Source organism: Pseudomonas sp. NPDC086581, from assembly GCF_044746165.1.
Taxonomy (GTDB): Bacteria; Pseudomonadota; Gammaproteobacteria; order Pseudomonadales; family Pseudomonadaceae; genus Pseudomonas.
The window spans coordinates 167,078-192,852 of the sequence record NZ_JBIVBR010000010.1; the positions used below are offsets into that span (position 1 = coordinate 167,078).

24 protein-coding genes are annotated in these 25,775 nt (G+C 65.9%); 11 read left to right on the forward strand and 13 right to left on the reverse strand.

The features are described 5' to 3' along the window. Positions 1–231 precede the first annotated feature (231 nt). Positions 232–1,248: an AraC family transcriptional regulator gene (locus ACIPK7_RS20730; protein ID WP_138213755.1), complete on the reverse strand. Its 1,017-nt coding sequence runs from the start codon at positions 1,246–1,248 to the stop codon at positions 232–234. Positions 1,249–1,397: 149 nt separating this feature from the next. On the opposite strand from ACIPK7_RS20730, the gene ACIPK7_RS20735 reads away from it, so the two are divergent. Next, on the forward strand, positions 1,398–2,321 hold the full coding sequence (locus ACIPK7_RS20735; protein ID WP_401089893.1) for an SdiA-regulated domain-containing protein: 924 nt from the start codon (positions 1,398–1,400) through the stop codon (positions 2,319–2,321). Positions 2,322–2,342: 21 nt separating this feature from the next. Here ACIPK7_RS20735 and ACIPK7_RS20740 read toward each other — a convergent pair whose 3' ends face one another. The 3 genes from ACIPK7_RS20740 to rpiA form a co-directional block, all read right to left on the reverse strand. Next, positions 2,343–4,286: an autotransporter outer membrane beta-barrel domain-containing protein gene (locus ACIPK7_RS20740; protein WP_401089895.1), complete on the reverse strand. Its 1,944-nt coding sequence runs from the start codon at positions 4,284–4,286 to the stop codon at positions 2,343–2,345. A gap of 213 nt (positions 4,287–4,499) precedes the next feature. Then, positions 4,500–4,832 carry a YegP family protein gene (locus ACIPK7_RS20745; RefSeq protein ID WP_192433216.1) on the reverse strand — a complete coding sequence of 111 codons (333 nt, stop codon included), beginning with the start codon at positions 4,830–4,832 and terminating at the stop codon, positions 4,500–4,502. Positions 4,833–4,925: 93 nt separating this feature from the next. Continuing rightward, on the reverse strand, positions 4,926–5,597 hold the full coding sequence (rpiA, locus tag ACIPK7_RS20750) for a ribose-5-phosphate isomerase RpiA (protein WP_401089897.1): 672 nt from the start codon (positions 5,595–5,597) through the stop codon (positions 4,926–4,928). A gap of 189 nt (positions 5,598–5,786) precedes the next feature. Here rpiA and ilvA point away from each other — a divergent pair, with 189 nt between their 5' ends. From ilvA to ACIPK7_RS20765, 3 genes are all read left to right on the forward strand, one after another. Continuing rightward, the gene (gene ilvA / locus ACIPK7_RS20755) at positions 5,787–7,313 is read left to right on the forward strand and encodes a threonine ammonia-lyase, biosynthetic (RefSeq protein ID WP_192433456.1); all 1,527 of its coding nucleotides are present in this window, start codon (positions 5,787–5,789) and stop codon (positions 7,311–7,313) included. Positions 7,314–7,382: 69 nt separating this feature from the next. Next, positions 7,383–7,850 (forward strand): DUF2269 domain-containing protein, encoded by a 468-nt coding sequence (locus ACIPK7_RS20760; protein WP_401089898.1) that lies wholly within the window; start codon positions 7,383–7,385, stop codon positions 7,848–7,850. Positions 7,851–7,860: 10 nt separating this feature from the next. After that, complete coding sequence (locus ACIPK7_RS20765; protein WP_401089900.1) at positions 7,861–8,328, forward strand: DUF2269 family protein; 468 nt, start codon at positions 7,861–7,863, stop codon at positions 8,326–8,328. Positions 8,329–8,374: 46 nt separating this feature from the next. Here the strand turns inward: ACIPK7_RS20765 and ACIPK7_RS20770 are convergent, their stop codons facing one another. Next, positions 8,375–9,031 carry an HAD family phosphatase gene (locus ACIPK7_RS20770; protein WP_192433208.1) on the reverse strand — a complete coding sequence of 219 codons (657 nt, stop codon included), beginning with the start codon at positions 9,029–9,031 and terminating at the stop codon, positions 8,375–8,377. Positions 9,032–9,178: 147 nt separating this feature from the next. On the opposite strand from ACIPK7_RS20770, the gene ACIPK7_RS20775 reads away from it, so the two are divergent. The 3 genes from ACIPK7_RS20775 (at position 9,179) to ACIPK7_RS20785 (ending at position 13,092) form a co-directional block, all read left to right on the forward strand. After that, complete coding sequence (locus ACIPK7_RS20775; RefSeq protein ID WP_017520843.1) at positions 9,179–9,658, forward strand: RNA pyrophosphohydrolase; 480 nt, start codon at positions 9,179–9,181, stop codon at positions 9,656–9,658. Positions 9,659–9,689: 31 nt separating this feature from the next. Beyond that, positions 9,690–11,969: a phosphoenolpyruvate--protein phosphotransferase gene (ptsP, locus tag ACIPK7_RS20780; RefSeq protein WP_081515272.1), complete on the forward strand. Its 2,280-nt coding sequence runs from the start codon at positions 9,690–9,692 to the stop codon at positions 11,967–11,969. Positions 11,970–12,066: 97 nt separating this feature from the next. Continuing rightward, entirely contained in the window at positions 12,067–13,092 is a 1,026-nt protein-coding gene (locus tag ACIPK7_RS20785) for a diguanylate cyclase domain-containing protein (protein WP_401089902.1), read from the forward strand. Here the strand turns inward: ACIPK7_RS20785 and ACIPK7_RS20790 are convergent. Next, positions 13,089–13,835, reverse strand: a complete 747-nt coding sequence (locus tag ACIPK7_RS20790; protein ID WP_401089904.1) for an NRDE family protein — start codon at positions 13,833–13,835, stop codon at positions 13,089–13,091. The genes ACIPK7_RS20785 and ACIPK7_RS20790 overlap by 4 nt on opposite strands. A gap of 114 nt (positions 13,836–13,949) precedes the next feature. Between ACIPK7_RS20790 and ACIPK7_RS20795 the strand changes: the two genes are divergently transcribed. Together ACIPK7_RS20795 and lgt are read left to right on the forward strand one after the other, a co-directional pair. Further along, positions 13,950–14,732, forward strand: a complete 783-nt coding sequence (locus tag ACIPK7_RS20795) for a sulfite exporter TauE/SafE family protein (RefSeq protein ID WP_401089906.1) — start codon at positions 13,950–13,952, stop codon at positions 14,730–14,732. Positions 14,733–14,755: 23 nt separating this feature from the next. Then, positions 14,756–15,556, forward strand: coding sequence for a prolipoprotein diacylglyceryl transferase (gene lgt / locus ACIPK7_RS20800; RefSeq protein ID WP_192433200.1), 801 nt, complete (start codon positions 14,756–14,758; stop codon positions 15,554–15,556). 151 nt (positions 15,557–15,707) lie between these two features. Here lgt and ACIPK7_RS20805 read toward each other — a convergent pair whose 3' ends face one another. From ACIPK7_RS20805 to ACIPK7_RS20820, 4 genes are all read right to left on the reverse strand, one after another. Further along, positions 15,708–16,154: an NfeD family protein gene (locus ACIPK7_RS20805; protein ID WP_192433198.1), complete on the reverse strand. Its 447-nt coding sequence runs from the start codon at positions 16,152–16,154 to the stop codon at positions 15,708–15,710. Continuing rightward, positions 16,154–17,080, reverse strand: coding sequence for an SPFH domain-containing protein (locus ACIPK7_RS20810; protein ID WP_401089908.1), 927 nt, complete (start codon positions 17,078–17,080; stop codon positions 16,154–16,156). The genes ACIPK7_RS20805 and ACIPK7_RS20810 overlap by 1 nt, the downstream gene beginning before the upstream one ends. Positions 17,081–17,206: 126 nt before the next feature. Beyond that, complete coding sequence (locus ACIPK7_RS20815) at positions 17,207–18,991, reverse strand: GspE/PulE family protein (RefSeq protein WP_192433195.1); 1,785 nt, start codon at positions 18,989–18,991, stop codon at positions 17,207–17,209. Between the two features lie 55 nt (positions 18,992–19,046). Beyond that, entirely contained in the window at positions 19,047–20,411 is a 1,365-nt protein-coding gene (locus ACIPK7_RS20820) for an inorganic triphosphatase (protein ID WP_401089910.1), read from the reverse strand. A gap of 187 nt (positions 20,412–20,598) precedes the next feature. Between ACIPK7_RS20820 and argE the strand changes: the two genes are divergently transcribed. Continuing rightward, on the forward strand, positions 20,599–21,738 hold the full coding sequence (gene argE / locus ACIPK7_RS20825) for an acetylornithine deacetylase (RefSeq protein ID WP_401089912.1): 1,140 nt from the start codon (positions 20,599–20,601) through the stop codon (positions 21,736–21,738). 206 nt (positions 21,739–21,944) lie between these two features. After that, positions 21,945–23,243 (forward strand): amino-acid N-acetyltransferase, encoded by a 1,299-nt coding sequence (argA, locus tag ACIPK7_RS20830; RefSeq protein ID WP_401089914.1) that lies wholly within the window; start codon positions 21,945–21,947, stop codon positions 23,241–23,243. Here the strand turns inward: argA and ACIPK7_RS20835 are convergent, their stop codons facing one another. From ACIPK7_RS20835 to ACIPK7_RS20845, 3 genes are all read right to left on the reverse strand, one after another. Further along, complete coding sequence (locus ACIPK7_RS20835) at positions 23,244–23,498, reverse strand: hypothetical protein (RefSeq protein WP_401089916.1); 255 nt, start codon at positions 23,496–23,498, stop codon at positions 23,244–23,246. It lies immediately after the preceding gene. A 140-nt stretch (positions 23,499–23,638) separates the two neighbouring features. Continuing rightward, positions 23,639–25,225, reverse strand: a complete 1,587-nt coding sequence (gshA, locus tag ACIPK7_RS20840; protein WP_401089918.1) for a glutamate--cysteine ligase — start codon at positions 25,223–25,225, stop codon at positions 23,639–23,641. A gap of 165 nt (positions 25,226–25,390) precedes the next feature. Beyond that, entirely contained in the window at positions 25,391–25,753 is a 363-nt protein-coding gene (locus ACIPK7_RS20845; RefSeq protein ID WP_401090028.1) for a PaaI family thioesterase, read from the reverse strand. Positions 25,754–25,775 lie beyond the last annotated feature (22 nt).

Consider the following 25,775-nt stretch of genomic DNA (forward strand, 5'->3'; position numbering starts at 1 on the left):
GCTGCGGATTGATAATGACCAAGCGCCGGGATGCGCAGAACGATAGATCAGGCCAATAAGGGATAAATCAGGCCAAGTTGAAAATGCGCTCTGCCATGCTGGATTTCGGGCGTCAGCGGGATGTCGTTTCTCAAGCTTTTCGTTGGAGCGAGCTTGCTCGCGAAAGTCACTCGGACACTCCCTCTCCCTTCAGGGAGAGGGCTGGGGGAGAGGGTGTTCCCGGCCGAATCCTCAGCCCCTATACAAACTCGGACTCGCCCCGCTCCAGCGCTGGAAGGCATGCCGGAAGCTGGCCGTCTCGCTGTAGCCCAGCTGCTCGGCGATCAGGTAGATCGGCAGGTCGGTGTCCTTGAGCAGCTGCCGCGCGCGGTCGAAGCGAACCTCGTCGAGTACCTGTTGATAACTGGTGTTCTGCTGCTGCAGGTGGCGCCGCAGGGTGCGGGTGGAGCGGTGCAGATGCCGCGCCACGGTGTCCAGGCTGGCGGTGTCCTGCAGGTGGCTCGCCAGGTGCTGGCGCAACTGGTCGAGCACGTCGCCACGGGCGCTGAGCATCCCGCTCATGCGCAGGCACTGCTGCACGCCGTTGTGGCAGCTGACCGGGTCGGCCAGCGGCAACGGCCGGTCCAGCAGTGCCGGGCTGAAGCACAGCGCGCTGGTGGGCGCGCCGAAATCCACCGGGCAGCCCAGGCGCTCGGTGTAGGTCTCTGCGTGCAGTGGCGGCCGATACGCGAGCAGCAGCCGACGAGGCCGCACCGACTCGCCGAGCAGGTCGCGGATCACCGTCAGGAGCGAAGTCAGGCACAGCTCGGTGTTGAACACCGTCAGTTCCGGCGCGTAGCGGTAGCCGTCGGCGGTCAGGTGGACCTCGTCGCCCTGCGGCGTCAGCGCCAGGCGGAAGTAGGTGCCGAGTAGCTCGGGGAACGACAGCGCCAGTTGCAGCGCGTCGCGCAGGGTGCGGCTGGCGAGCATGCTGTAACCGAGGATGCCATAAGCCGAGACATGCATCCGCAGGCCGAGGTAGAGGCCCAGCGCCGGATCGTGGTGGCAGTTCAGGGCGTTGGCGAAGACCCGCAGTTCCTGCGCGTGGGTGATCAGCTTCTCCGGCGTCAGCAGGTCCGCCTCGCCGATGCCGCTGCCCTCCAATAGCTTCGGGCGCGGCACGCCGGCGTGGTGTAGCACCTCGGTGGCCAGTACCACGGTGTGCAGGGTCGCCTGCTGGCGTTGTTCAGGAAGCAGGTGCTGGGCCATCGATACGCCTCTTGCAGTCGCTTGCAAAAGAAACACAGGACAGTCTTGCGCTAACCTGACTCTAGCCTGCCCGCAGCGGATGATGGCCTTTAAGTTTGGCTTCAGGCGCTGCTGTCACTCTGCCACGCCATCCCCTCCCCGAGTCCTCCATGCGCCGTTTGCTCAAACCCCGTCGCCTGTTCCTGCTAATGGCGCTGTTCGCCCTGGCCGCGTTGATTGCGCTGGGCCAGAGCGTCCGGGTCTACGAGCGCGTCTGGTTCAAGTTCAATGAGTGGCGCCACGCCGCACAGTGGCAGGAGCAGTCCCTCTGGCTGCCCGACTACCGCGTGGTGCTGGAGGCGCAACCCATCGAGGGGCTCAAAGACAACGTCTCGGCGCTGACCTACGACCCGGATCGACAGACCCTGTTCACCGTCACCAACAAGCAGAACGAGTTGGTCGAGCTGTCGCTGGAAGGCAAGGTGCTGCGCAGGATCGCGTTGCACGGCTTCGGCGACACCGAGGCCATCGAGTACATCAGCCGCAACGTCTATGTGATCACCGACGAGACCCACCAGCGTCTGCTGCGAGTGGAATTGCGCGACGACACGAAGGAACTGCACGCCGAAGACGCCCAACAGCTCGCCCTGGCTCTGGGGCGCGGTGGCAACAGCGGTTTCGAAGGACTGGCCTACGACTCGCAGGGCAAGCGCCTGTTCGTCGCCAAGGAGCGCAACCCGGTGCACATCTACGAGGTGCGCGGCTTCCCCTACGAGCAGTCGGAGCAACCCATCGCGGTACATGTGGTGGAAGACCTTGAGCACAACCGCAACCTGTTCGTCCGCGATCTTTCCAGCCTGCAGTACGACGAGCGCAGCGGGCACCTGCTGGCGCTGTCCGACGAATCCCGGCTGGTGCTGGAGCTGAGCGCCAATGGCGAGCCGATCAGCTCGCTGTCGCTGCTGCGCGGCATGCAGGGCCTGCGGCGCAGCGTGCCGCAGGCCGAGGGCATCGCCATGGACGACCAGGGCACGCTGTACCTGGTCAGCGAGCCCAATCTCTTCTACGTGTTCAAGAAGCGCGAGGCGCACTGAAGGCGCCTCGCACTCAGGCGATCAGAACTGCCACTGCACGCCGAGGGAATAGGACGCCTGGCTGCCTTCGCTGTGGGCGAAGCGCGAGTTGGCCTCGGCGAACACGCCCAATTGCTCGGTGACTGCCAGCAGGGCGCCAACCTGAGCGCGGCCGAAGTCCTTGTCCACGTCGCCCAGATCGGCGACGCGGGTGCGGCCATCGCCCAGGGCGGTCAGCGCGATGTCGTCCAGGCGCCCGTCGGCCAGCTCCTTCACCCAGCGCACGCTGGCGTAGGGCTGCACGGCCATGCGGTTGCCCAACGGCAGCTCGCCGCGCAGGCCCCAGCCGAGGCTGGCTTCCACCGAGTCGTAGTCCTGCTTCTCGTAGCCCAGCGCGGTACGCAGGTCGTCGTCCTCATTGAAGTCGTCGATGCGGTAATGCACGAAGTCCAGCCCGCCCTGCGGCCCGGTCTTGATGCCAGCGATGTCGAAGTCGTAGCCGCCGTCGACCCGCGCGCCCCAGAACCAGGCGTTGGTGTCGCCGTCGATACGCTGGTCGAGCAGCACCGGGCCGTTATTCGCCTTCAGGTATACCGAGCGCTTGGTGTCGAAGTCGGCGTAGCCGGCGCTCAGTTCGCCGCCCAGCCAGGCCGGGCCGCCATCGTTGAGCAGGCCATAGAGCCCCAGTTGCCAGGTTTCCGCTTCCAGGCGGGCGCTGTGATCGAGGTTGTCGCGGCTGCGCTGGAAGCTCAGGCTTCCGCCGACAGTCAGCGCTTCGCTGGCGCGGTAGTCGCCCAGCAGGTTGACGCCGGCACGGTGGGAGCGCGGGTCGCCGGGCATGTCGAAGCCGCTTTCGGGGGTGGTTTCACCTTCCACGCCAACGGCGCCGTCGAAGCTGCCGACCGGGCGCGAGCTGCCCAGCAGCGTCAGCCAGCGGCGGTCGTGCAGGCGGGTGAGGGCCAGGTGCTGGCGTTGCAGCTGGTCTTCCATCTGCCGTGCCATGGCGCCACCGGAGGCGGTGGAGGCAAGCAGGTCGGCGTTGGTCAGCTCCAGCACCAGGCGCGTGAGCAGGCGCGAAAAGTCGCGCAGGCGCTGGTCGATGCGCTCCTGGCCGAAGGCGCCAGTGAGCACCTGCTCGTTGTCCAGCGCCGGGTTGTGCCAGGTGGCGCCGCCAGGGATGGCGGGGTTGTCGGTTTGTTCGTAGCCGTCGAGATCGCCCAGCTCCCAGTTGGTGGCCTCGATGAACAGGACAGGGACGTTCAGGCCCTCGAAGCTTTCGCCGTCACTGCAGCAACCGGTGCCGGCAGGGTATTCCTCGTTGAGGCCGGGGTTGGTGAACAGCGGGATCTTCAGTTCCTGGGCGATGCGCAGGAGCCGGTCGCGGTAGGCGCCCAGCGCGGGATTGTCGACGCTGTTGAAGCCGGCGTGGGCGTACATCTTGTCGCCGGTGATCAGGCTGTCGAGGTTGATCATGCCCAGCAGGTTGCTACGCTGCTCGTCGCTGAGTGAGGCGACATAGGCGCGCGAACCGCGCAGGCCTTCCTCCTCGGCGCCGAAGCCGACCACTTCCAGGCCGTTTTCCAGGGCGACGCCGCCCAGGTTGCGGGCGATCTCAGTCAGTACGGCGGCGCCCGAGCCGTTGTCGTCCAGACCCTGCAGGGTCGGACGGCCGTAATAGGTGTCGTAGTGCGCACCGAGGACCACGTACTGGCCGCTGCTGCCCGGGGCACTGGCAATGACGTTCTGCGAGCTGCGGTTGCCGGCCCAGGTGAAGTCCTGGACCTGCGTCTGGTAGCCGAAGCCCAGGCGCGACTGCATCAGCGCGGTGGCGCCGGCGAAGCTGGCGGTGCCGCGGTAGCGGCCGGGGTAATCGTTGATCAGGGTGTCGAGGGTGTCCCCGGCATATTCCCCGTATTCGTAGGCGTTGGCGTCGGTTGCCAGCGCAGCGCAGCCCAGGCTGAGCGCAACGGCTAAGGGTCTGAACACGGCACTTTCCTCTGTGTCGATTGGAATCGCATCGGTCTTCGATGCGTGCGCCGGAGGAAAGCAGGATGTGGACCGGTTCGCCGGAGATGGGCGGAATTTGACGCGTCAGTGACCGAGGGTGTCGCGCCACTGTAACAATGGTGATACACGGCCGGCGGCAAGGCCGGCCGTGCTGAGCGGGCGTGAGGGAGCGCTCACCGAAATGGTGCGCTGTCAGGTGTCGTCGCTGATCGGGGCTTCCGGCGCGTAACGCTTGACCGCCGCCACGCCGGCATCGGCGGTGGCCTTGCTGGCGTACATCTGGCTCTGCCCGACGACCTGGCCGTTGGTGGCCTTGAGCACGAAATAATGCTTGCCGTTGGTCGCGACATTGACCTCGAAGGCGCCTTCGCGCTGGGAGTTCTTGCGCACCGACTCGATGCCGTCGATGGCCGAGGTCTTGGCCTTGTACAGCTCGCTGGTCAGGACGATCTCGCCGTTGCTGGCGTGCAGGTTGAAGTGGAACTGGCCATCACTGGCCTTCTTCAGATGGTACTTGGCGGCCATGCTGCATCTCCTTCCGGGAGGGTTGGGTCATCCCAGCGTAGACGGCAGCGGGCGCTCTGGAAGGCGCCATCCGGCGGATGGCGCATGAGGGCATCAGACCTTGAGGGTCTTCACACCTTCGGCGGTGCCCAGCAGCAGCAGGTCGGCCGGGCGCGCGGCGAACAGGCCGTTGGTGACCACGCCGACGATGTTGTTGATCGCCGCTTCCAGTTGTACCGGGCTATCGATGCGCAGGTTGTGCACGTCGAGGATGATGTTGCCGTTGTCGGTCAGCACGCCCTCGCGGTACACCGGGTCGCCGCCCAACTTCACCAGCTGGCGCGCCACGTGGCTGCGGGCCATGGGGATGACTTCCACCGGCAGCGGGAAGCCGCCGAGCATCGGTACCAGCTTGCTGGCGTCGGCGATGCAGATGAATTCCTTGGCCACCGCGGCGACGATCTTTTCGCGGGTCAGCGCGGCGCCGCCGCCCTTGATCAGTTCCAGGCGCTTGTTGGTCTCGTCGGCGCCGTCCACGTAGAACTCCAGCTCGCTGACGGTGTTCAGGTCGTAGACCGGGATGCCGTGGCCTTTCAGGCGCTGGGCGGTGGCTTCGGAGCTGGCCACGGCACCGTCGAACTCGGCCTTGTGCTTGGCCAGCAGGTCGATGAAGAAGTTGGCGGTGGAGCCGGTGCCCACGCCGACGATGCTCTTGCTGTCGAGGTGCGGAAGGATGTGGTCGACGGCGGCCTGGGCCACAGCCTGCTTGAGCTGATCCTGGTTCATGGCGGGAGTCTTCTTATCTGGGTGGGCGCAACGGCGCCGGAGAGTGGTCGAAAGGGCGGATTATAGCGGTCGATGGCGCGCCGGTGTTGCGCCGCCGGGCAACTGTTATGGTCATCTGCGCGCGGATTGTTCGGTGGCCCGCGCCGCGCTGGCTGGAGTAGACTCGCGGTTCCTCGAAAAGCCGCCGATATAGCCCTTCCGATGCTCGAACACTACGTCAAGAAGATCCTCACCTCGCGTGTCTACGACGTTGCCGTGGAAACGCCCCTGCAGCCCGCCCGCCAGCTCTCCGAGCGGCTGGGCAACCAGATTCTGCTGAAACGCGAAGACCTGCAGCCGGTGTTCTCCTTCAAGATTCGCGGCGCCTACAACAAGCTGGCGCAGTTGAGCCCGGAAGAGCTCGCCCGCGGCGTGGTCACTGCCTCCGCCGGCAACCATGCCCAGGGCGTGGCACTGGCCGCCCGCGAGCTGGGCATCAAGGCCACCATCGTGATGCCGCGCACCACGCCGGAGCTGAAGGTCCAGGGCGTACGCGCCCGTGGCGGCAAGGCCGTGCTGCACGGTGACGCCTTCCCCGATGCGCTGGCGCACTCGCTGAAGCTGGTGGAAGAAAAGGGCTACGTCTACATCCATCCCTACGACGATCCGGACGTGATCGCCGGCCAGGGCACCGTCGCCATGGAAATCCTCCGCCAGAACCCCGGCCGCATCGACGCGATCTTCGTGCCGGTCGGCGGCGGCGGCTTGATCTCCGGCATCGCCGCGTACGTCAAATACCTGCGCCCGGAAATCAAAGTCATCGGCGTCGAGCCGGACGACTCCAACTGCCTGCAGGCCGCCATGGCCGCCGGCGAGCGCGTGGTGCTAGGCCAGGTCGGGCTGTTCGCCGACGGCGTGGCCGTGGCGCAGATTGGCAAGCACAACTTCGAGCTGTGCAAGGACCATGTCGATGAAGTGATCACCGTCAGCACCGACGAGATCTGCGCTGCGATCAAGGACATCTACGACGACACCCGTTCGATCACCGAGCCCGCCGGCGCGCTGGCGGTGGCCGGGATCAAGCGTTACGTCGAGCGCGAAGGCGTGAAGGGCGAGACCCTGGTCGCCATCGATTCGGGCGCCAACATCAACTTCGACCGCCTGCGCCACGTGGCCGAGCGTGCGGAGCTGGGCGAGAAGCGCGAAGCGATCATCGCCGTGACCATCCCCGAGCGCCCGGGCAGCTTCAAGGCCTTCTGCGAGGCCATCGGCAAGCGCCAGATCACCGAGTTCAACTACCGCTACAACACCGACAGCGAAGCGCACATCTTCGTCGGCGTGCAGACGCACCCGGAGAACGACCCGCGCGCGGCACTGGTGCAGCAGTTGCAGGAGCAGGGCTTCCCGGTACTGGACCTGACCGACAACGAACTGGCCAAGCTGCACATCCGCCACATGGTCGGCGGCCATTCGCCGCGCGTCTCCGGCGAGCAGGTGTTCCGCTTCGAGTTCCCCGAGCGGCCCGGCGCGCTGTTCAACTTCCTCAACCGCCTGGGCGGGCGCTGGAACATCACCCTGTTCCACTACCGCAACCACGGCGCGGCCGATGGTCGCGTGGTCGCGGGCCTGCAGGTGCCGGAAGACGAGCGTCACCTGGTGGCGGCCGCGCTGGAAGAGATCGGCTACCCCTACTGGGACGAGACGGACAACCCGGCCTACCGCCTGTTCCTCGGCTGAGGATCGGGCAGGGGCGGCGCGACTGCTGCTAGGCTTGTCGGAACGCCGCCTTCTTCACAGGGAATTGAAATGGAAAGCCTGCAGACCTTCCGCATCCTCCACGGCATCGCCGCGGTGCTGCCGTTCCTGGCCATCATCGGCCTGGCCTGGTACGGCTGGCGCAGCTGGCGTGGCGGCGACGCCGGGGTGATCGCCAAGGCGCTGCAGCGCATCGGCCTGATCGGCTGGGTACTGGTGGCCGGCAGCGTCGCCAGCCTGCCAGTCACCGGCTACCGCATGGTGCAGACCGTCGGCTGGCCGCTGGGGCAGACCTGGCTGCTGGGCAGCGCCTGCCTGCTGATCGTCGCGACTATCTTCTGGCTGCTGTTCACCACCCGCCTGTGGCGCATCCGCGACCTGGCACTGGTGGCGCAGAGCAGTGGCGAGCCGATTGCATCGGGCGCCGCGCGGCAGTGGAAGTTCGGCCTGGCTTTCTTCGTGCTGGCGCTGCTGTGCGTGGTCGCCATCCTGGTGCTGATGATCAGCAAGCCGGTGTGACGCCCGTCGCGTGAATCTCTACCTGCTGCTCAAGACCTTTCATATCCTGTCTTCCACGCTGCTGTTCGGCACGGGGCTGGGCTCGGCCTACTACAGCTGGCGGGCCTGGCGCAGCGGCAACCTGGAAGCCATCCGCATCACCTTCCGCCATCTGGTCACCGCCGACTGGCTGTTCATCGCCACCACGGCGGTGTTCCAGCCGCTGAGCGGCATCGCCATGGCGCACATGGCTGGCTGGCCGCTGGATTCGGGCTGGCTGCTGTGGAGCCTGGCGCTCTATGTGTTCGCCGGTGTCTGCTGGCTGCCGGTGGTCTGGCTGCAGATCCGCGTGCGCGACATGGCCGAGGCGGCGCACTGCGGTGGTGCAGCGCTGCCGCCCAGGGCCTTCCTCTATATGCGCTGGTGGTTCGCCCTGGGCTGGCCGGCGTTCCTGGCCTTTCTGGCGATCTTCTACCTGATGGTGAACAAGGACTTCTGAGCCCTCAGCGCGGGTTGGTGGGCCCTCAGCGCACGTTGACGAGCGCTCAGCCGCGCAGGCTGATCACCGGCCAGCCGCGCTCAAGGGCGACGGCGCGCAGGGTGTCGTCTGGGTCGACGGCCACCGGGTTTGCCACCAGCTCCAGCAGCGGCAGGTCGTTGCGCGAGTCGCTGTAGAAGTAGGCGTCGTCCAGCTTCAGGCCGGTCTCGTCGAGCCAGCGATTGAGGCGGGTCACCTTGCCGCCCTGGAAGCAGGGCACGTCACAGGTACGACCGGTGTAGAGGCCATCGAGCATCTCGCATTCGGTGGCGATCAGGGTCTCCACGCCCAGGCGCGCAGCAATCGGGCCGGTGACGAAGCGGTTGGTGGCGGTGATGATCACCAGCTTGTCGCCCGCGGCGCGGTGCTCGGCCAGCAGGGCCTCGCCCTTGGCCAGGACGATGGGCTCGATGACGTCCTGCATGAACTGGCGGTGCCAGGTGTCCAGCTGGTCGAGGCTGTTGCGGCCCAGGATCGCCTGGGTGAAGGCCTGGTAGGCGAACACGTCGAGGGTGCCGGCCATGTAGTCGGCATAGAAGGCATCATTGCGCGCCTGGTACTCGCCGGCGTCCACCAGCCCGCGCTGGCACAGCCATTCGCCCCAGCTGTGGTCGCTGTCGCCGGCCAGAAGGGTGTTGTCGAGATCGAAGAGAGCCAGTCGCACGATGAGTTACCGCCAGTTGCCAATACGGAAAAGTCGCCTAGAGTAACGGCTTTTGCGCACCCGGCACAGGACGCCGCAGCCCGCGTTGCCGCTGTCACAAGCTTTGTGGAACAATGCGGGCACACGCGATTTCGAGGATGTACCGCCGTGATCGATCCCGATGGTTTTCGCCCCAATGTCGGCATCATCCTTTGCAACGATGTCGGACAGGTACTGTGGGCACGGCGCATCAACCAGGAAGCCTGGCAATTTCCCCAGGGCGGCATCAACGCCCGAGAAACCCCTGAGGAAGCGCTGTACCGCGAACTGAACGAAGAAGTCGGCCTGGAAGAGCAGGACGTCAAGATCCTCGCCTGTACCCGGGGCTGGCTGCGTTACCGCCTGCCGCAACGCCTGGTGCGTACCAACAGCCAGCCGCTGTGTATCGGGCAGAAACAGAAGTGGTTCCTTCTGCGCCTGACCGGCGAGGAAAGCCGGGTGCGCATGGATGTGACCGGTAAGCCCGAATTCGACGGCTGGAAATGGGTGAGCTACTGGTACCCGCTGGGCCAGGTCGTGACCTTCAAGCGCGAGGTCTACCGCCGGGCTCTGAAGGAATTGGCACCGCGCCTGCTGGCGCGCGACTAGCACGAAGTTCAAGGAGTTAGACCCCCACGCCATGCTCAACACGCTGCGTAAGATCGTCCAGGAAGTGAACTCCGCCAAGGACCTCAAGGCGGCGCTGGGCATCATTGTGCTGCGGGTCAAGGAGGCCATGGGCAGCCAGGTGTGCTCGGTCTACCTGCTCGACCCGGAGAGCAACCGCTTCGTGCTGATGGCCACCGAGGGTCTGAACAAGCGCTCCATCGGCAAGGTCAGCATGGCGCCGAACGAGGGCCTGGTCGGCCTGGTCGGCACCCGCGAAGAGCCGCTGAACCTCGAGAACGCCTCCGAACACCCCCGTTACCGCTACTTCGCCGAGACCGGCGAGGAACGCTATGCCTCCTTCCTCGGCGCGCCAATCATCCACCACCGTCGGGTGATGGGCGTTCTGGTCGTGCAGCAGAAGGAAAAGCGCCAGTTCGACGAGGGCGAGGAAGCCTTCCTCGTCACCATGAGCGCTCAGCTCGCCGGTGTTATCGCCCACGCCGAAGCCACCGGTTCGATCCGCGGCCTGGGCAAGATGGGCAAGGGCATCAGCGAAGCCAAGTTCGTCGGCGTCCCCGGCGCCCCCGGCGTGGCCGTGGGCAAGGCGGTGGTGGTGCTGCCGCCGGCCGACCTTGAAGTAGTCCCGGACAAACCCATCGACGACGTCGAGGCCGAGGTCGAGCGCTTCAAGCAGGCGCTGGAATCGGTCCGCGAGGACATGCGCAATCTCTCCAGCAAGCTGGCTACCCAGCTGCGCAAGGAAGAGCGCGCTCTGTTCGACGTCTACCTGATGATGCTCGACGATGCCTCCATCGGCCTCGAGGTCAAGCGCATCATCCGCACCGGTCAGTGGGCACAGGGCGCCCTGCGCCAGGTGGTCATGGAGCACGTGCAGCGCTTCGAACTGATGGACGACGCCTACCTGCGCGAGCGTGCATCGGACGTGAAGGACATCGGCCGGCGCATCCTGGCGTACCTCCAGGAAGAGCGTAAGCAGTCACTGACCTACCCCGACCAGACCATCATCGTCAGCGAGGAACTGTCGCCGGCCATGCTTGGTGAAGTGCCGGAAGGCAAACTGGTGGGCCTGATTTCGGTACTCGGCTCGGGCAACTCCCACGTCGCTATCCTCGCCCGCGCCATGGGCATCCCGACCGTCATGGGCGCGGTTGACCTGCCGTATTCCAAGGTTGACGGCATCGACCTGATCGTCGACGGCTACCACGGCGAGATCTACACCAACCCGTCGCCGCAGCTGGTCAAGCAGTACGGCGAAGTGGTCGCCGAAGAGAAGGAACTGAGCAAGGGCCTGGCCGCGCTGCGCGAGCTGCCCTGTGAGACGCTGGACGGCCATCGCATGCCGCTGTGGGTCAACACCGGCCTGCTGGCGGACGTGGCGCGCGCCCAGGAGCGCGGCGCTGAAGGTGTCGGTCTGTATCGCACCGAAGTCCCGTTCATGATCAACGACCGCTTCCCCAGCGAGAAGGAACAGCTCGCCATTTACCGCGAGCAGCTCTCCGCCTTCCATCCGCTGCCGGTGACCATGCGCACCCTGGACATCGGTGGCGACAAGGCGCTGTCTTACTTCCCGATCAAGGAAGACAACCCCTTCCTCGGCTGGCGCGGTATCCGCGTTACCCTCGACCACCCGGAAATCTTCCTGGTGCAGACCCGCGCCATGCTCAAGGCCAGTGAAGGCCTGGACAACCTGCGCATCCTGCTGCCGATGATCTCCGGCACCCACGAGCTGGAAGAGGCGCTGCACCTGATCCACCGTGCCTGGGGCGAAGTGCGCGACGAAGGCGTCGACATCCCCATGCCGCCAATCGGCATGATGGTGGAGATCCCCGCGGCCGTGTACCAGACCCGCGAACTGGCGCGCCAGGTGGATTTCCTCTCGGTCGGCTCCAACGACCTGACCCAGTACCTGCTGGCCGTGGACCGCAACAACCCGCGCGTCGCCGACCTTTACGATTACTTGCACCCGGCCGTGCTGCAGGCGCTGAAGAAGGTGGTCGATGACTCCCACGCTGAAGGCAAGCCGGTGAGCATCTGCGGTGAAATGGCCGGTGATCCGGCGGCCGCCGTGCTGCTGATGGCCATGGGCTTCGATTCCCTGTCGATGAACGCCACGAACTTGCCCAAGGTGAAATGGCTGTTGCGCCAGATGACCTTGTCCAGGGCTCGCGAACTGCTCAGCCAGTTGATGACCTTCGACAACCCGCAAGTTATCCACAGCTCGCTGCACCTGGCCCTGCGCAACCTTGGGTTGGGGCGTGTGATCAACCCGGCCGCGACCATCCAGGCCTGACGCTCCAGCAGCCCCTGGCGAAAGAGCCCCGCGGAACCGTGCATTACTGCAGGGCGGATGAAGAGACAAGGCCGGCTCTCCGGCCGGGACGCAGCTTATGGAAGAGCTCGACCAAAGCCCCTGCACGGAAACCAGCGCCAGCGCCCGCACCCTGCGTTATGCCCTGAGCATCGTCAGCGATGGCATCTGGGACTGGGACATCCGCACCAACCATGTCACCCGCAGTCCGGGGTGGTACGCAATGCTTGGCTATGACCCTGACAGCCTCCCGGAAAACGTCGCCACATGGCACGAGATCATCCATCCCGATGATTTCGAGCGGGTCATGTTCGCCTTCGATGCCTATGTGCAGGGGCGCAGCGGCGTCTACCGCGAGGAATATCGCTGCCGTTGCCTGGACGGCAACTACCTGTGGGTCAGCGATCACGGGCGCTTCTTCGAGTTCGATAGCGATGGCAAGCCGACACGAATGATCGGCGCACACCGCAATATCCATGAGCGCAAGCTCGCGGAGCTGGCGCTGCAGGAAAAGAACCAGGAATTACACCAGCTCAACCTGAGCCTGGAATACCTGGTGCTGCAACGCACAGAGGCCTTGCGCCAGGCCAACCAGGCGCTCGCCGAACAGGCCGCCGTCGCCCAACGCCTTTCCGAGATCGATCCGTTGACGCAGATCGCCAATCGGCGGCGCTTCGAACAACAGCTGCATGCCGAATGGCAGCGCTTGCAACGGCACCACCACGGTTGCTCGCTGATGATGTTCGACCTCGACCACTTCAAGCGCATCAACGACAGCCTCGGCCACCCTGCAGGGGATCGCGTGCTGGTGGCTGTCGCCGAAGTGGTGCGGCGGCGTCTGCGCGAAGAGGACTGTTTCGCCCGCTGGGGCGGCGAGGAGTTCATTGTGCTGCTGCCGGAAACCACCTGCGAAGCGGCGCGCGAATTGGCCGAGCGGCTGCGCCTGAGCCTGCGCCGGGCCGACGTCTCGTTGCCGACCCAGCTCACCGCCAGCTTCTCTGTGACGGCGATGCAGCCAGGGGAGGACCTGTCGGTGATGCTGCGTCGGCTGGACGAGGGGCTCTATCGCGCCAAGGCCCAGCGCGACTGCATCGTCACCTGTTAGACCATCAGGGCAACTTCGCCCAGGCGCGCGCCACTGGGGCCGAAGCTGTGTTCCAGCAACTCGCGGCGGCCGTCCGCATGAACGATCAGCGCGGTGCTGGCGCGAGTGCCGTAGGTCGGGCTGGCGATGAACACGCTCGACAGCAGGCGCTCCGTGGCCAGGCCGACGCCGGTTTCCGGCAGTTCGGCATCGGCGGGCTGGCGGTTGTCGCGTAGCAGGGCGAGGAGTGAGCTGGTGTCGGGTGCGTCCAGTACCGCCTCCAGCCCTTGGCGGGCGCTGAGCAGCTTCGGCCAGGGCGTATCCAGCGCGGCGTTGGACAGCCCGTGGACGCCAGGCGCGATCGCCACCGGCGGGCCGACGCGGGGATTGAAGTAGCAGAGCTGCGTGCCGTCGCCTACCAGCAGGTTGAAACCGCTGTAATCCGTCGCGTGCCGGGCGACCTGCTGCAGGTACTCAAGCGGCGCCTGCCGGCCCTGCAGGAAGGCCGCCACCAGCTCGCCCCGGGAGCGCGGGCCCACCGGCTGACCGGGATCGCGCACGTTGGTCAGTGCGGCGAAGCGGCCGTCCGGCGCCACGCCCAGCCAGGTACCACCGGCCTCCAGATCGCGGCCGGCGTGGACGCCGGGGAATTCCTCCCAGGCCGCCAGCGGCAGGGTGGGGCGGGCGTAGAACTCATCGCGGTTGGCCGCGACGATCAGGGGCGTGGCGTGGCCGGGACGCCAGGCGAAGACGATCAGGCACATGGGTCGAACTCCGTGGTGTTCCGGCAGTCTATCAACATCCGCCGATGTCCCGGAGTGGCTGGAGCGCCCGGGAGCCTTCGGCTACCATGCCCGCTTTGTTGCCCGAGGTTGCCCATGGAGTTCGTGCTCTACCTGGTGCTTGGCGCCTGCGCTGGCGTCCTCGCCGGCCTGTTCGGCGTCGGCGGCGGGTTGATCATCGTCCCGGCCCTGGTGTTCAGCTTCGGCGCCCACGGTTTTTCGCCGGATGTGCTGACGCAGATGGCGGTCGGCACTTCTCTGGCGACCATCGTCTTCACTTCGATCAATTCAATCCTCGAACACCATCGTCGCGGCGCGGTGCGCTGGCCAGTATTCGCCTGGATGACCGTCGGTATCCTGGTCGGCAGCGCACTGGGGGCGATCACCGCGTCGAAGATCCAGGGCCCGGTGCTGCAGAAGATCATCGGCACCTTCGCCGTGCTGGTGTCTATCCAGATGGCGTTGGGCCTGCAGCCCAAAGGCGGTCGCGCCCTGCCGGGACGCTTCGGGCTGAGCATGGCGGGCGGCGTGGTGGGCTGGGCTTCGGCCATTTTCGGTATTGGCGGCGGCTCGCTGACCGTGCCTTTCCTGACCTGGCGTGGCGTCTCCATGCAACAGGCGGTTGCGACTTCCTCGGCCTGCGGTCTGCCGATCGCCATCGCCGGCGCGATATCCTTCATTGCTGTCGGCTGGCACAACGACCAGCTGCCGGAGATGAGCCTGGGCTTCGTCTACCTCCCGGCGCTGGTGGGCATTGCCGTTACCAGCATGTTCTTCGCCCGCATCGGGGCACGGCTGGCCCATCGCCTGCCACCCCTGGTGCTCAAGCGTTTGTTCGCCCTGCTGCTGTTCGGCGTGGGCTTGAGTTTCCTGATCTGAGTTCCAATCCACAGGAGTAGCGGATGCTGCCTTATCCACAGATCGACCCGGTTGCCGTAGCGCTCGGGCCGCTGAAAATCCACTGGTACGGCCTGATGTACCTGATCGGCATCGGTGGCGCCTGGCTGCTGGCGTCGCGCAAACTGAAGGATTTCGATCCGACCTGGACCAAGGAGAAACTCTCCGACCTGGTCTTCTGGGTGGCGTGCGGTGTGGTCCTGGGCGGTCGCCTGGGCTACGTGCTGTTCTACAACCTGGACGAGTACATCGCCAACCCGACGCTGATCTTCGAGGTGTGGAAGGGCGGCATGTCGTTCCACGGCGGGTTGATCGGCGTGATGCTGGCCACCTGGTGGTTCGGCAAGCGCAACAACAAGAGCTTCTTCCAGCTGATGGACCTGATTGCGCCGCTGGTGCCGATCGGCCTCGGCGCCGGGCGCATTGGCAACTTCATCAATGGCGAGCTGTGGGGCAAGGTGACCGACGTGCCTTGGGCGATGATCTTCCCCACCGGCGGCCCGGAGCCGCGCCACCCGTCGCAGCTGTACCAGTTCGCGCTGGAAGGCGTCGCGCTGTTCGTCGTGCTCTGGCTGTTCACCCGCAAGCCGCGCCCGACCGCCTCGGTATCCGGCCTGTTCGTGCTGTGCTACGGCATCTTCCGCTTCATCGTCGAGTTCGTCCGTGTGCCGGATGCCCAGCTGGGCTACCTGGCGTGGGGTTGGCTGACCATGGGCCAAGTGCTGTGCGTACCGATGGTCCTAGGCGGCATCGCGCTGATGGTCTGGGCTTACCGCCGCGCCCCGGCGCAGCCGACCGCGAGCTGAGTTTCGCCTGAATGAAAAAAGCCGCCCTGGGGCGGCTTTTTTGCTTTTCGTAGGACCGAAAGGGGCGCCTGGTCCTTGCTCGAACCGAACTCCGCAGCGGGGGCAGGTTCGCGAGCAAGCTCGCTCCTACAGATACCGGTTTGATCGGCGCTCAGATTGGCTCGACGAGCAGCAGCACACCATCCTGCCCGGTCACGCGCACCTGCGCGCCCACCGGCAGGTCCGGCCCGCTGACCAGCCAGACGCTGTCGCCGACGCGGATCTTGCCGCGACCGCCGACGATGGCGTCGTGCAGGGCGAACTGCCGGCCGACCAGCTCGCTGCCGCGGCGGTTGAGGCTGGAGGGCACGGCCTGGCGCTTGTTGACGCGCTGGTGGTTCCACCAGTACAGCGCGGTGAGGATCGCCAGCACGCCGAAGGCCAGGCACTGCCAGACCCAGTCCAGCCCCGGCAGCAGGAACGACAGCACGCCGGTCAGCGCCGCAGCGATGCCGATCCACAGCAGGTAGCCGCCGGCACCGAAGATTTCCAGGATCAGCAGGACGATGCCCAGGCCCAGCCAGTCCCAGAAGCCGAGGTTCTGGAGAAAGGCGGCCATCAGCTACGGCCCTTGGTTTCGCCGAAGGTGGCCTTGACGATCTCGCCGATGCCGCCGACCGCGCCGATCACTTGGCTGGCTTCCAGCGGCATCAGTACGATCTTGCTGTTGTTGGAGCTGGCCAGCTGGCCAAGGGCGTCGACGTACTTCTGCGCGACGAAGTAGTTGATCGCCTGCACGTTGCCGTTGGCGATGGCTGCGGATACCACCTGGGTTGCCTTGGCTTCTGCCTCGGCCTGGCGCTCGCGGGCTTCGGATTCGAGGAACGCCGCCTGGCGCAGGCCCTCGGCTTCGAGGATCTGTGCCTGCTTCTTGCCCTCGGCGGTGAGGATTTCCGCGGCGCGGCGGCCTTCGGCTTCGAGGATCTGCGCGCGCTTCAAGCGCTCGGCCTTCATCTGGCTGGCCATGGCTTCCACCAGGTCGGCCGGCGGGCTGATGTCCTTGATCTCGATACGGGTGACCTTCAGGCCCCAGGGCGCGGTGGCCTCGTCGACGGTGCGCAGCAGGCGTTCGTTGATCGCATCGCGCTGGCTGAGCATGTGGTCCAGTTCCATGGAGCCGAGCACGGTGCGGATATTGGTCATCACCAGGTTGCGCACGGCGTTTTCCAGCCCGCTCACTTCATAGGCCGCCTGCGCCGCGTCGACCACCTGGAAGAAGCATACGGCGTCGATCTGCACGATGGCGTTATCGGCGCTGATGGCCTCCTGCGGCGGCACGTCGAGCACGCGCTCCATCATGTTGATCTTCTGCCCGACACGGTCCACCACAGGAATGATGATGCTCAGGCCCGGCTTCAAGGTGACGGTATAACGGCCGAAGCGCTCGATGGTCCATTCGTAGCCCTGGGGCACGACCTTGAACCCCATGAGGACGATGACGATGGCGAGGATGACGAAGAGCAGGGCGACGCTGCCGATTTCCATGCAAAAGACTCCTTGTCTGGCGTGGAGGATGAAGATCGAGTGTAACCGAACCGGCGCGCCGGGCTGGCAACGCCGGAAAGTCCGGCAGGCGCCCGCGGAGTTTTCCTCAGGCGGCTGACCGGCGGCTTACTTCTGCTCGCTCTGCGGGGTGACCCGCATGACTTCCTCGATGGTCGTCAGGCCGGCGGCAACCTTCTGCGCACCGGATAGCCGCAAGCTGCGCATACCTTCCTTGAAGGCTTGGCGACGCAGCGGGATGAGGTCGGTGTCGGCAGTGATCAATTCCTTCAGCGACTCGCTCAGCAGCATGATCTCGTAGACGCCGGCGCGCCCGCGGTAGCCGGTGTCGCGGCATTCCAGGCAGCCGACCGCCTGGTGCGCGCCGGTGGGCAGCGGCGCGTTCCACGGGCGGGTGACTTCCTGCCAGTCTTCCTCGTGCAGCTCCATCGGCGCCTTGCAGTGCGGGCAGAGGGTGCGCACCAGGCGCTGGGCCATGACGCCGAGCACGGTGGCGCGGATCAGGTAGTAGGGCACGCCCAATTCCAGCAGGCGGGTGATGGCGGTGGGCGAGTCGTTGGTGTGCAGGGTGGAGAGCACCAGGTGGCCGGTGAGTGCCGCCTGGATCGCCATCTCGGCGGTCTCCAGGTCACGGATCTCGCCGACCATGATGATGTCCGGGTCCTGACGCAGCAGGGCGCGCACGCCGCTGGCGAAGGTCAGGTCGATGTTGTGCTGCACCTGCATCTGGTTGAACGAAGGCTCGATCATCTCGATCGGGTCCTCGATGGTGCAGAGGTTCACTTCATCCGTGGCAAGTTGCTTGAGCGTGGTGTAGAGCGTGGTGGTCTTGCCCGAACCGGTCGGTCCGGTGACCAGGATGATGCCGTTGGGCTGGCTGGTCATGCTCTCCCAGCGGCGCAGGTCGTCGGGGGAGAAGCCGAGCTGGTCGAAGGACTTGAGCAGTACTTCGGGGTCGAAGATCCGCATCACCATCTTTTCGCCGAAAGCCGTGGGCAGGGTCGACAGGCGCAGCTCCACTTCGGCGCCGTCCGGGGTCTTGGTCTTGACCCGGCCGTCCTGCGGCTTGCGCTTCTCGGCGACGTTCATCCGGCCCAGGGACTTAAGGCGGCTGACCACCGCCATGCTGACCTGCGGCGGGAACTGGTAGACATTGTGCAGCACGCCGTCGATGCGGAAGCGCACGGTGCCCTGCTCGCGGCGCGGCTCGATGTGGATATCGCTGGCGCGTTGCTGGAAGGCGTACTGGAACAGCCAGTCGACGATGGTGACGATGTGCGCGTCGTTGGCATCAGGCTCCTGGTCGCTGGCGCCCAGGTTGAGCAACTGCTCGAAGTTGCCGACTCCGCTGATTTTCTGGTCACCGGAGCTGGCGCCGGTCACCGACTTGGCCAGGCGGTAGAACTCCACGGTGAAGCGCTGGATATCCACCGGGTTGGCGACCACGCGCTTGATCGGGCGCTTGAGCACGTGGGTGAGGTTGCTTTCCCAGGCATGCACGAACGGCTGGGCGCTGGCGATGGTGACTTCATCCGGCGCGACCGCGACCGCGAGGATCTGGTGGCGCTGGGCGAAGGCGTAGGACATCAGCGGGGTGACCGCGGCGACGTCGATCTTCAGTGGGTCGATGCGCAGGTAGGGCTGCCCGGAAAAGTCCGCCAGCCACCTCACCAGGGTGTCCAGGTCCAGCTTGTGCCCCGGCCGCTGGCGGTCCGCGACCTGCTGCGCCGCGAGGAACTCCAGCGGGTGCTGCTGGTTCTTCACGGCGCTGCGGCGGATCGCCAGGCACTGCTCGGCGTCATCCTGGGCAACGCGGCCCTGGGTGACCAGCTCGCGCAGGATGTCGCCCAGGTCGAGCGGGCGGTCCTGGGCGGATGAGGCAAAGACGGACATGCGGACTCCCTACTTCCAGTGGCGGGTCACAGGCCCGCAGCAATGCCGGGCCAGCTTATTTCAAAAGCGCCTTCCACGGCTTGAGGGTCAGCACAGTATGGGCCTGGGCCGCGAGGGCATCCAGGCGCCCCTCGGCGTCGGGAGTGACGAGCAGCTCCTGCAGCTTGGCCAGCTCGCCGTACAGGCGATCGGTTTCCGGCAGCTCCAGCACGCCGCGCGCCAGGCGCAGCCAGACCAGCATGCGCTGCAGGCGCGGCAGTTGGTCGGCGAGTACCTCGGGCAGTTGCTGGGCGCGTTGCAGCGGCATGGCCTGGGCCTCTTCGGCCAGGGTGCGCTGCAGCCACTTGCCGACGGCGGAGCCGCCCAGGCGATTGGCGCGTTCGTTGCGCTCAAGGGTCCAGGCCTTGCCCAGCAGCCAGCGCGAAGTGCTCAGGGAGAACTGACCCCAGCGCACGTTGGCCAGTTCCTCACGGAAGGCCGCCGGCATCTGCTGGCGCACGGATTCATCATGGTGACCCTGTTCGATGCGCGGCTGCCAGTCGGCGATCAGCGCGTCGAGGGCGGCGCGCAGCTCGCGGGTGCTGGCGCGCGGCACGGCCTGGCCAAGGCTGCCGAGCAGGGCGCGGAGGTCGACCAACTGCTGCAGCCAGCTTTCCAGCAGGCTCCAGTGGCCGTTGAAACGGTATTGCTCAGCGAGGCGCTGGCTGCTGCCCAGCAGCGACCAGGACAGTGCGGCGAAGGCGCCATCCAGTGGGGTTTCATGCAGCAGCTTCTGGGTATCGGGCTGGATGCTGTAGCTGGCCGGGTCGAACAGGCGGTAGCCGCGCTCGGCCTTGCTGATGTCGCAGGGCATCAGCGCCAGGTCCGCGGCCAGTTCGATGGCCAGCTCCAGCAGTGCCTCGGGCTCGCCCTGGCGCAGCTCCAGTTCCAGCTCGCAGATTTCCTCTTCCTGCTTGCCGGCGATGACCTTGCCCAGGTCCAGCGCGGCCTCGATCACCACCTTGGCCTTGCCGCGGCCCCAGGCGATCTCGGCGCGCTGGCGGGTGAAGTCGGTGCTGAAGATCGGTTTCAGGGACTTCTTGTCCAGATCCGCCAGCGCGGCCGGCCAGCACTGGTCGTCGAGCTTCTTCAGGTCGAGCTTGTTCTTCTCCAGGTACCAATCCCATTCGTTGCGCTCGGACAAGCCGGCCACGCTCTGGCCGCGGGTCTTCAGGGTCTGGATGAACTGCTCGCCGTCCTTGCGCAGGCGCAGCGCCACGCGGGCGCGGGCCAGGTCGCGGGCGGGAGTGTCGTAGTACTGATTGAACAGCTCGCGGGGCTCCCAGCCGGATTTGTTGCGCTTCTTCAGTGCAGGGTGGTCGCGCAGGGCTTCGAGGGTCTCGCGGCTGGCGCGCAATTTGATTTCGGTTTCTTTCTGCATGGCGGGGGTCCGGGTCAGAGCGGCCGCGCCCGAATTTCCGACCTGTTGGAGGAGGGACGGAACGACGGGCGCGAAAAAGACTTCAAAGTCATGCAGTTTACAGGACTTCGGGGTTCCTGCCGGGCGCCGCGAGGTTTTACCGCACCGCCGCATGGTCCATAGTGGAGTCCATCTTCTGGAGAAAACCATGCTGTTGCCGCCGCTCAAACAACGCTTCGCCGAGCTGATCTCAATCCCCTCGGTCAGCTGCACCCAGCCCGCACTGGACCAGTCCAACCGCCCGGTGGTCGAGTTGCTGGGTAACTGGCTGGTCGACCTGGGCTTTGCCTGCGAGATGCAGCCGGTGTCGCAGGGCAAGTTCAACCTGGTCGCGACCCTGGGCTGCGGCCCCGGCGGCCTGGTGCTGGCCGGGCACACCGATACCGTGCCCTACGACGAAGCCTTGTGGAAAAGCGACCCGCTGGGTCTGACCGAGCGTGATGGGCGCTGGTTCGGCCTGGGTTCCTGCGACATGAAAGGCTTCTTCGCCCTGGCCATCGAGGCATTGCTGCCGCTGCTGGAGCAGCCTTTCAAACAGCCGCTGATCATCCTCGCCACCTGCGACGAGGAAAGCTCCATGGCCGGCGCCCGCGCTCTGGCCGAGGCCGGGCGGCCGCTGGGCCGCGCGGCGGTGATCGGCGAGCCGACCAACCTCAGGCCGATCCGCCTGCATAAGGGCGTGATGATGGAGCGCATCGATATCCTCGGGCAGAGCGGCCATTCCTCCGACCCGAGCCTGGGGCGCAGCGCGCTGGAGGCGATGCTGGCGGTGATGGGTGAGCTGCAGGGCCTGCGCAGCCAGTGGCAGCAGGAGTTCAACAACCCGCAATTCAGCGTGCCGCAGCCGACCCTGAACCTGGGCTGCATCCACGGCGGCGACAACCCCAACCGCATCTGCGGCCAGTGCGCGCTGGAATTCGACCTGCGACCGCTGCCTGGCATGCAGCCCGAAACCCTGCGCCAGGCCATCCGCGAGCGGCTCAAACCGGTCGCCGAACGCCATGCCGTGAAGATCGACTACGCGCCGCTGTTCCCCGCCGTTCCGCCCTTCGAGGAACCGGCGCAGAGCGAGCTGGTGCGGTTGGCCGAAAGTCTGACCGGGCATCCGGCGGAAGCGGTAGCCTTTGGCACCGAAGCACCGTATCTTCAGCAGCTCGGCTGCCAGACCCTGGTTCTGGGCCCTGGCGACATCGCCTGCGCCCACCAGCCGGACGAACACCTCGAGCTCGACCGCATCGAGCCATGCGTGGATCTGCTGCGCGGACTGATCCGTCATTACTGCCTATAAAAGGCAGTCGATGAAGACCAGTCCGTACAACGGGCCACAAAACTGTTGATGAAGAGTTGCCTGTAGAGCGCCCGACAAAGGGCCCAACCTATCCAAGAGGAGAAACCTGTCGATGTGCATGCGACGACGATAACCGCGCCGCCCTGCCCTAACTCCGGCCGCATCCGACAGATTTCCGCCCACTCGAACGACAGGCTTTTCAAGCAATGCACGACTACGTCAACTGGCTGCGCCACGCCTCGCCTTATATCAATTCGCACCGGGACTGCACCTTCGTGGTGATGCTCCCCGGCGAGGGTGTCGAAGACCCCAATTTCGGTAATATCGTCCACGACCTGGTGCTGCTGCATAGCCTCGGTGTGCGCCTGGTGCTGGTGCATGGTTCGCGCCCGCAGATCGAGGCGCGCCTGGCCTCCCACGGGCTGGCGCCGCGCTTCCACCGTGGCCTGCGGGTCACCGACGCGCCGACCCTGGGTTGCGTGATCGACGCCGTCGGCAGCCTGCGCATTTCCATCGAAGCGCGTCTGTCCATGGACATGGCGGCGTCCCCCATGCAGGGCTCGCGCATGCGCGTGACCTCGGGCAACTTCGTCACCGCGCGGCCCATCGGCGTGGTCGATGGTATCGACTACCACCACACCGGCGAAGTCCGTCGGATCGACCGCAAAGGCATCAACCGCCAACTCGACGAGCGCAGCATCGTGCTGCTCTCGCCGCTGGGCTATTCACCCACCGGGGAAATCTTCAACCTCGCCTGCGAGGATGTGGCCATGCGCGCGGCCATCGACCTGGGCGCGGACAAGCTGATCCTCTACGGAGCCGAGCGCGGCCTGATGGACGATGCCGGCAAGCTGGTGCGCGAGCTGCGCCCGCAGCAGGTACCCGCGCATCTGGAACGCCTCGGATCGAGCTACCAGGGCGAGCTGCTGGATGCCGCGGCCCAGGCCTGCCGCGCTGGCGTGCGCCGCAGCCATATCGTCAGCTACACCGAAGACGGCTCGCTGCTCAGCGAGCTCTTCACCCGCACCGGCAACGGCACCCTGGTGGCCCAGGAGCAGTTCGAGCAGTTGCGCGAAGCGGGTATCGAAGATGTCGGCGGCCTGCTGGAGCTGATCCGCCCGCTGGAAGAGCAGGGCATCCTGGTGCGCCGCTCGCGCGAGGTGTTGGAGCGCGAGATCGAGCAGTTCAGCATCGTCGAGCGCGAAGGGCTGATCATCGCCTGTGCAGCGCTCTATCCCATCGCCGACTCGGATTCCGGCGAGCTGGCGTGCCTGGCGGTGAACCCGGAGTATCGCCACGGTGGCCGCGGTGATGACCTGCTCGAACGCATTGAACAGCGCGCGCGCAACCTGGGCTTGAAAACCCTCTACGTGCTTACTACGCGCACCGCCCACTGGTTCCGCGAGCGTGGCTTCCAGCCCAGCAGCGTGGAACGCTTACCGGCGGCGCGGGCGTCGCTGTACAACTACCAGCGCAACTCGCAGGTGTTCGAGAAGACGCTCTGATCAGAGGCGGTTTTTCGAGGATACCGAATGCCTGATCTGCACCGTTAGGCGCAGCGTCTTGCGGGGCTTAGCCCCGGCGCGCGCTTGCTGCTGGTGCAACCGTTCGGTCCCGTCGCGCCAGCCCGCTTCCCAGCCGGCAGCGAGGATGTCGTGCCCAGGGCGGCGCGGTTGGCGCTCAAGCAGCGCCTCCAGATAGCCCTGGCGGTAGGCCGTCTCCAGCTGATGGAGGGTCCAGGGCGGAGAAAGGGGGAGCATAGGGAGGCTTTCCTGCGCAGTGGTGTCCGAGGCACGCCGACTGAGCCGGGCGCGCTTCGGAAGGAAGGGAATTCTCCCTCCCCACTGGCAGGTTGCCGATCAGAACTCTATGAGCTCCGCGTCAGAGACTTCTTGCCACTTCAGACGCTGATCAAGCCCAGGATGCTCGCCTGATAGGCGGCGACGAAGGTGTCGAAATCACCCTCGGGCTGTTTTTCCAGCTCCGCCTGTTCAGCCAGCGATTGATTGGCCATGTCTTCGAAGCGTGCCTGCTCTTCAGCCGACAGCGGTTCGCTCCGCAGCGTTTCGGCGTGCTGGCGGCTGTAGCGCAGGGCAAAGGCTTCGAAGCTCTCGCCCCGTTCGCGCATCTCCGCCAGGACCTTCGCCGAGGGTGTCAGGTCGGCGTCGGCGATTTTGGCGCGCTGCTCGGCCAGGCTCTGCGCGTGCAGGCTGCTGCCATTGGCGCGATCGAGCAGGTCGATGATCGGTGCGATGGCGTCGAGCAGGGCACTCGCCCATTCCTTCATTTCGATCTGCTGACCGCCGCGCTCCAGCTTCAGGCCCGGACGACGACCTTCTTTTACCACCTTGAGGAAATTGCTGGTGGCCGAGCCGCACTCGCAACCGCCCAGCGGCGGGCTGTCGGAGAGCGCGCAGTAGAGCAGGAAGGCGTCGAGGAAGCGTGCTTCGGTGACGTCGATGCCCAGCGGCAGGAAGGGGTTGATGTCCAGGCAGCGCGCCTCGACGTACTGCACGCCACGGGCCATCAGCGCCTGGATCGGGCGCTCGCCGGTGTAGGTGACGCGCTTGGGGCGGATGCTCGAGTAGTACTCGTTCTCGATCTGCAGGATGTTGGTATTGAGCTGCACCCACTCGCCGTCGACCTTGGTGCCGACCTTCTCGTACGGCGCGTACGGCGTGCTGACCGCGCGGCGCAGGCTGTCGATGTAGCTGTCCAGGTCGTTGTAGCAGGGTGTCAGGCCGGCCTGGGCATTGTTCTGGTAACCCAGGTCGCTCATGCGCAGGCTGGTGGCGTAGGGCAGGTAGAGGGTGTGCTCGTCGAAGGCTTCCAGGCCGTGCGGACGGCCACGCAGGAACCCGGCGTCCAGGGCAGGCGAGGCGCCGAACAGGTACATCAGCAACCAACTGTAGCGGCGGAAGTTGCGGATCATCGCGATGTAGCGGTGCGACTGGAAATCCCGCGCGCTCTTCTCGCTGCCTTCTTCCTGGCGCAGCAGCTCCCAGATGCCCTCGGGCAGGGAGAAGTTGTAGTGGATGCCGGCGATGCACTGCATGGTCTTGCCGTAGCGCAGGGCGAGGCCCTTGCGGTAGACGTACTTCAGGCGGCCGATGTGCGAGCTGCCGTAGCGGGCGATCGGGATGGTGTCTTCATCCGGCAGCTCGCAGGGCATGGACGGGCTCCACAGGTATTCGCCGTCGAGCTTGCCGCTGGCGAAACGGTGGATGTCACCCAGTTCATCCAGGGTCTCCTCGACGCTGGTAGACGTCGGGGTGATGAACTCCAGCAGTGACTCGGAGTAGTCCGTAGTGATCTGCGGGTTGGTCAGCGCCGAGCCCAGCGCTCGCGGGTGCGGGGTCAGGGCGAGCTTGCCGCGCTCATCGACGCGTAGGCATTCGCGCTCGATACCGTGCAGGCACTGGGTGAGCAGGGACAGGTTGGCGGCATCGCCAAGCAGGGCCAGGCGGCGGGAGAGTTGGTCGCTCAAGTTGGAAGTCCTTCACACGGCAATCGCCCCACTATGGGGGTGGACTGGGCGGTCTACAAGGGGAGAACACAACCGGCGTGGTCGCCTGGCTTGGGAAGACGCCGCGCCGGCGCCCGCCTTTCGCGGGCTCCGGACTACAGCATAGGTCAGTTGCGCTGACGCTATTTACAGCTGGGCGAAGGTGCCTTGTCCCTTGGCGACCAGCTTGTCGCCCTGGTGGATGTCGGCCTCGACCACCAGCGAACGGCGCCCGGCGTGCAGGACTTTCGCCACACAGCGCACTTCGCCTTCGGCGACCGCGCGGATGTAGTTGATCTTGCATTCCAGGGTGACGCTCTGCCGGTGGAAACCATGGGCGCTGGAGCAGGCCAGGCCCATGGTCATGTCCATCAGCGTGAAAAGTGCGCCGCCGTGCATGACGTTGCCGCGGTTGCGCAGGTGCTCTGCCATCGGCAGTAGCACCTCGGCTTCGCCGTCAGCGACACGGATCGGCTGCACGCCGATGGTTTCGCTGAAGCGGCTGATCATCAGCTCGCGGGCGGGCATCTCG

Bases quoted from the DNA above. Each gene is read 5' to 3' on its own strand.
- ACIPK7_RS20730 (WP_138213755.1), bottom strand. From the start codon at position 1,248: ATGGCCCAGCACCTGCTTCCTGAACAACGCCAGCAGGCGACCCTGCAC.
- ACIPK7_RS20735 (WP_401089893.1), top strand. From the start codon at position 1,398: ATGCGCCGTTTGCTCAAACCCCGTCGCCTGTTCCTGCTAATGGCGCTG.
- ACIPK7_RS20745 (WP_192433216.1), bottom strand. From the start codon at position 4,832: ATGGCCGCCAAGTACCATCTGAAGAAGGCCAGTGATGGCCAGTTCCAC.
- rpiA (WP_401089897.1), bottom strand. From the start codon at position 5,597: ATGAACCAGGATCAGCTCAAGCAGGCTGTGGCCCAGGCCGCCGTCGAC.
- ACIPK7_RS20760 (WP_401089898.1), top strand. From the start codon at position 7,383: ATGGAAAGCCTGCAGACCTTCCGCATCCTCCACGGCATCGCCGCGGTG.
- ptsP (WP_081515272.1), top strand. From the start codon at position 9,690: ATGCTCAACACGCTGCGTAAGATCGTCCAGGAAGTGAACTCCGCCAAG.
- ACIPK7_RS20785 (WP_401089902.1), top strand. From the start codon at position 12,067: ATGGAAGAGCTCGACCAAAGCCCCTGCACGGAAACCAGCGCCAGCGCC.
- ACIPK7_RS20790 (WP_401089904.1), bottom strand. From the start codon at position 13,835: ATGTGCCTGATCGTCTTCGCCTGGCGTCCCGGCCACGCCACGCCCCTG.
- ACIPK7_RS20795 (WP_401089906.1), top strand. From the start codon at position 13,950: ATGGAGTTCGTGCTCTACCTGGTGCTTGGCGCCTGCGCTGGCGTCCTC.
- lgt (WP_192433200.1), top strand. From the start codon at position 14,756: ATGCTGCCTTATCCACAGATCGACCCGGTTGCCGTAGCGCTCGGGCCG.
- ACIPK7_RS20805 (WP_192433198.1), bottom strand. From the start codon at position 16,154: ATGGCCGCCTTTCTCCAGAACCTCGGCTTCTGGGACTGGCTGGGCCTG.
- ACIPK7_RS20810 (WP_401089908.1), bottom strand. From the start codon at position 17,080: ATGGAAATCGGCAGCGTCGCCCTGCTCTTCGTCATCCTCGCCATCGTC.
- ACIPK7_RS20815 (WP_192433195.1), bottom strand. From the start codon at position 18,991: ATGTCCGTCTTTGCCTCATCCGCCCAGGACCGCCCGCTCGACCTGGGC.
- ACIPK7_RS20820 (WP_401089910.1), bottom strand. From the start codon at position 20,411: ATGCAGAAAGAAACCGAAATCAAATTGCGCGCCAGCCGCGAGACCCTC.
- argE (WP_401089912.1), top strand. From the start codon at position 20,599: ATGCTGTTGCCGCCGCTCAAACAACGCTTCGCCGAGCTGATCTCAATC.
- argA (WP_401089914.1), top strand. From the start codon at position 21,945: ATGCACGACTACGTCAACTGGCTGCGCCACGCCTCGCCTTATATCAAT.
- ACIPK7_RS20835 (WP_401089916.1), bottom strand. From the start codon at position 23,498: ATGCTCCCCCTTTCTCCGCCCTGGACCCTCCATCAGCTGGAGACGGCC.
- ACIPK7_RS20845 (WP_401090028.1), bottom strand. From the start codon at position 25,753: ATGATCAGCCGCTTCAGCGAAACCATCGGCGTGCAGCCGATCCGTGTC.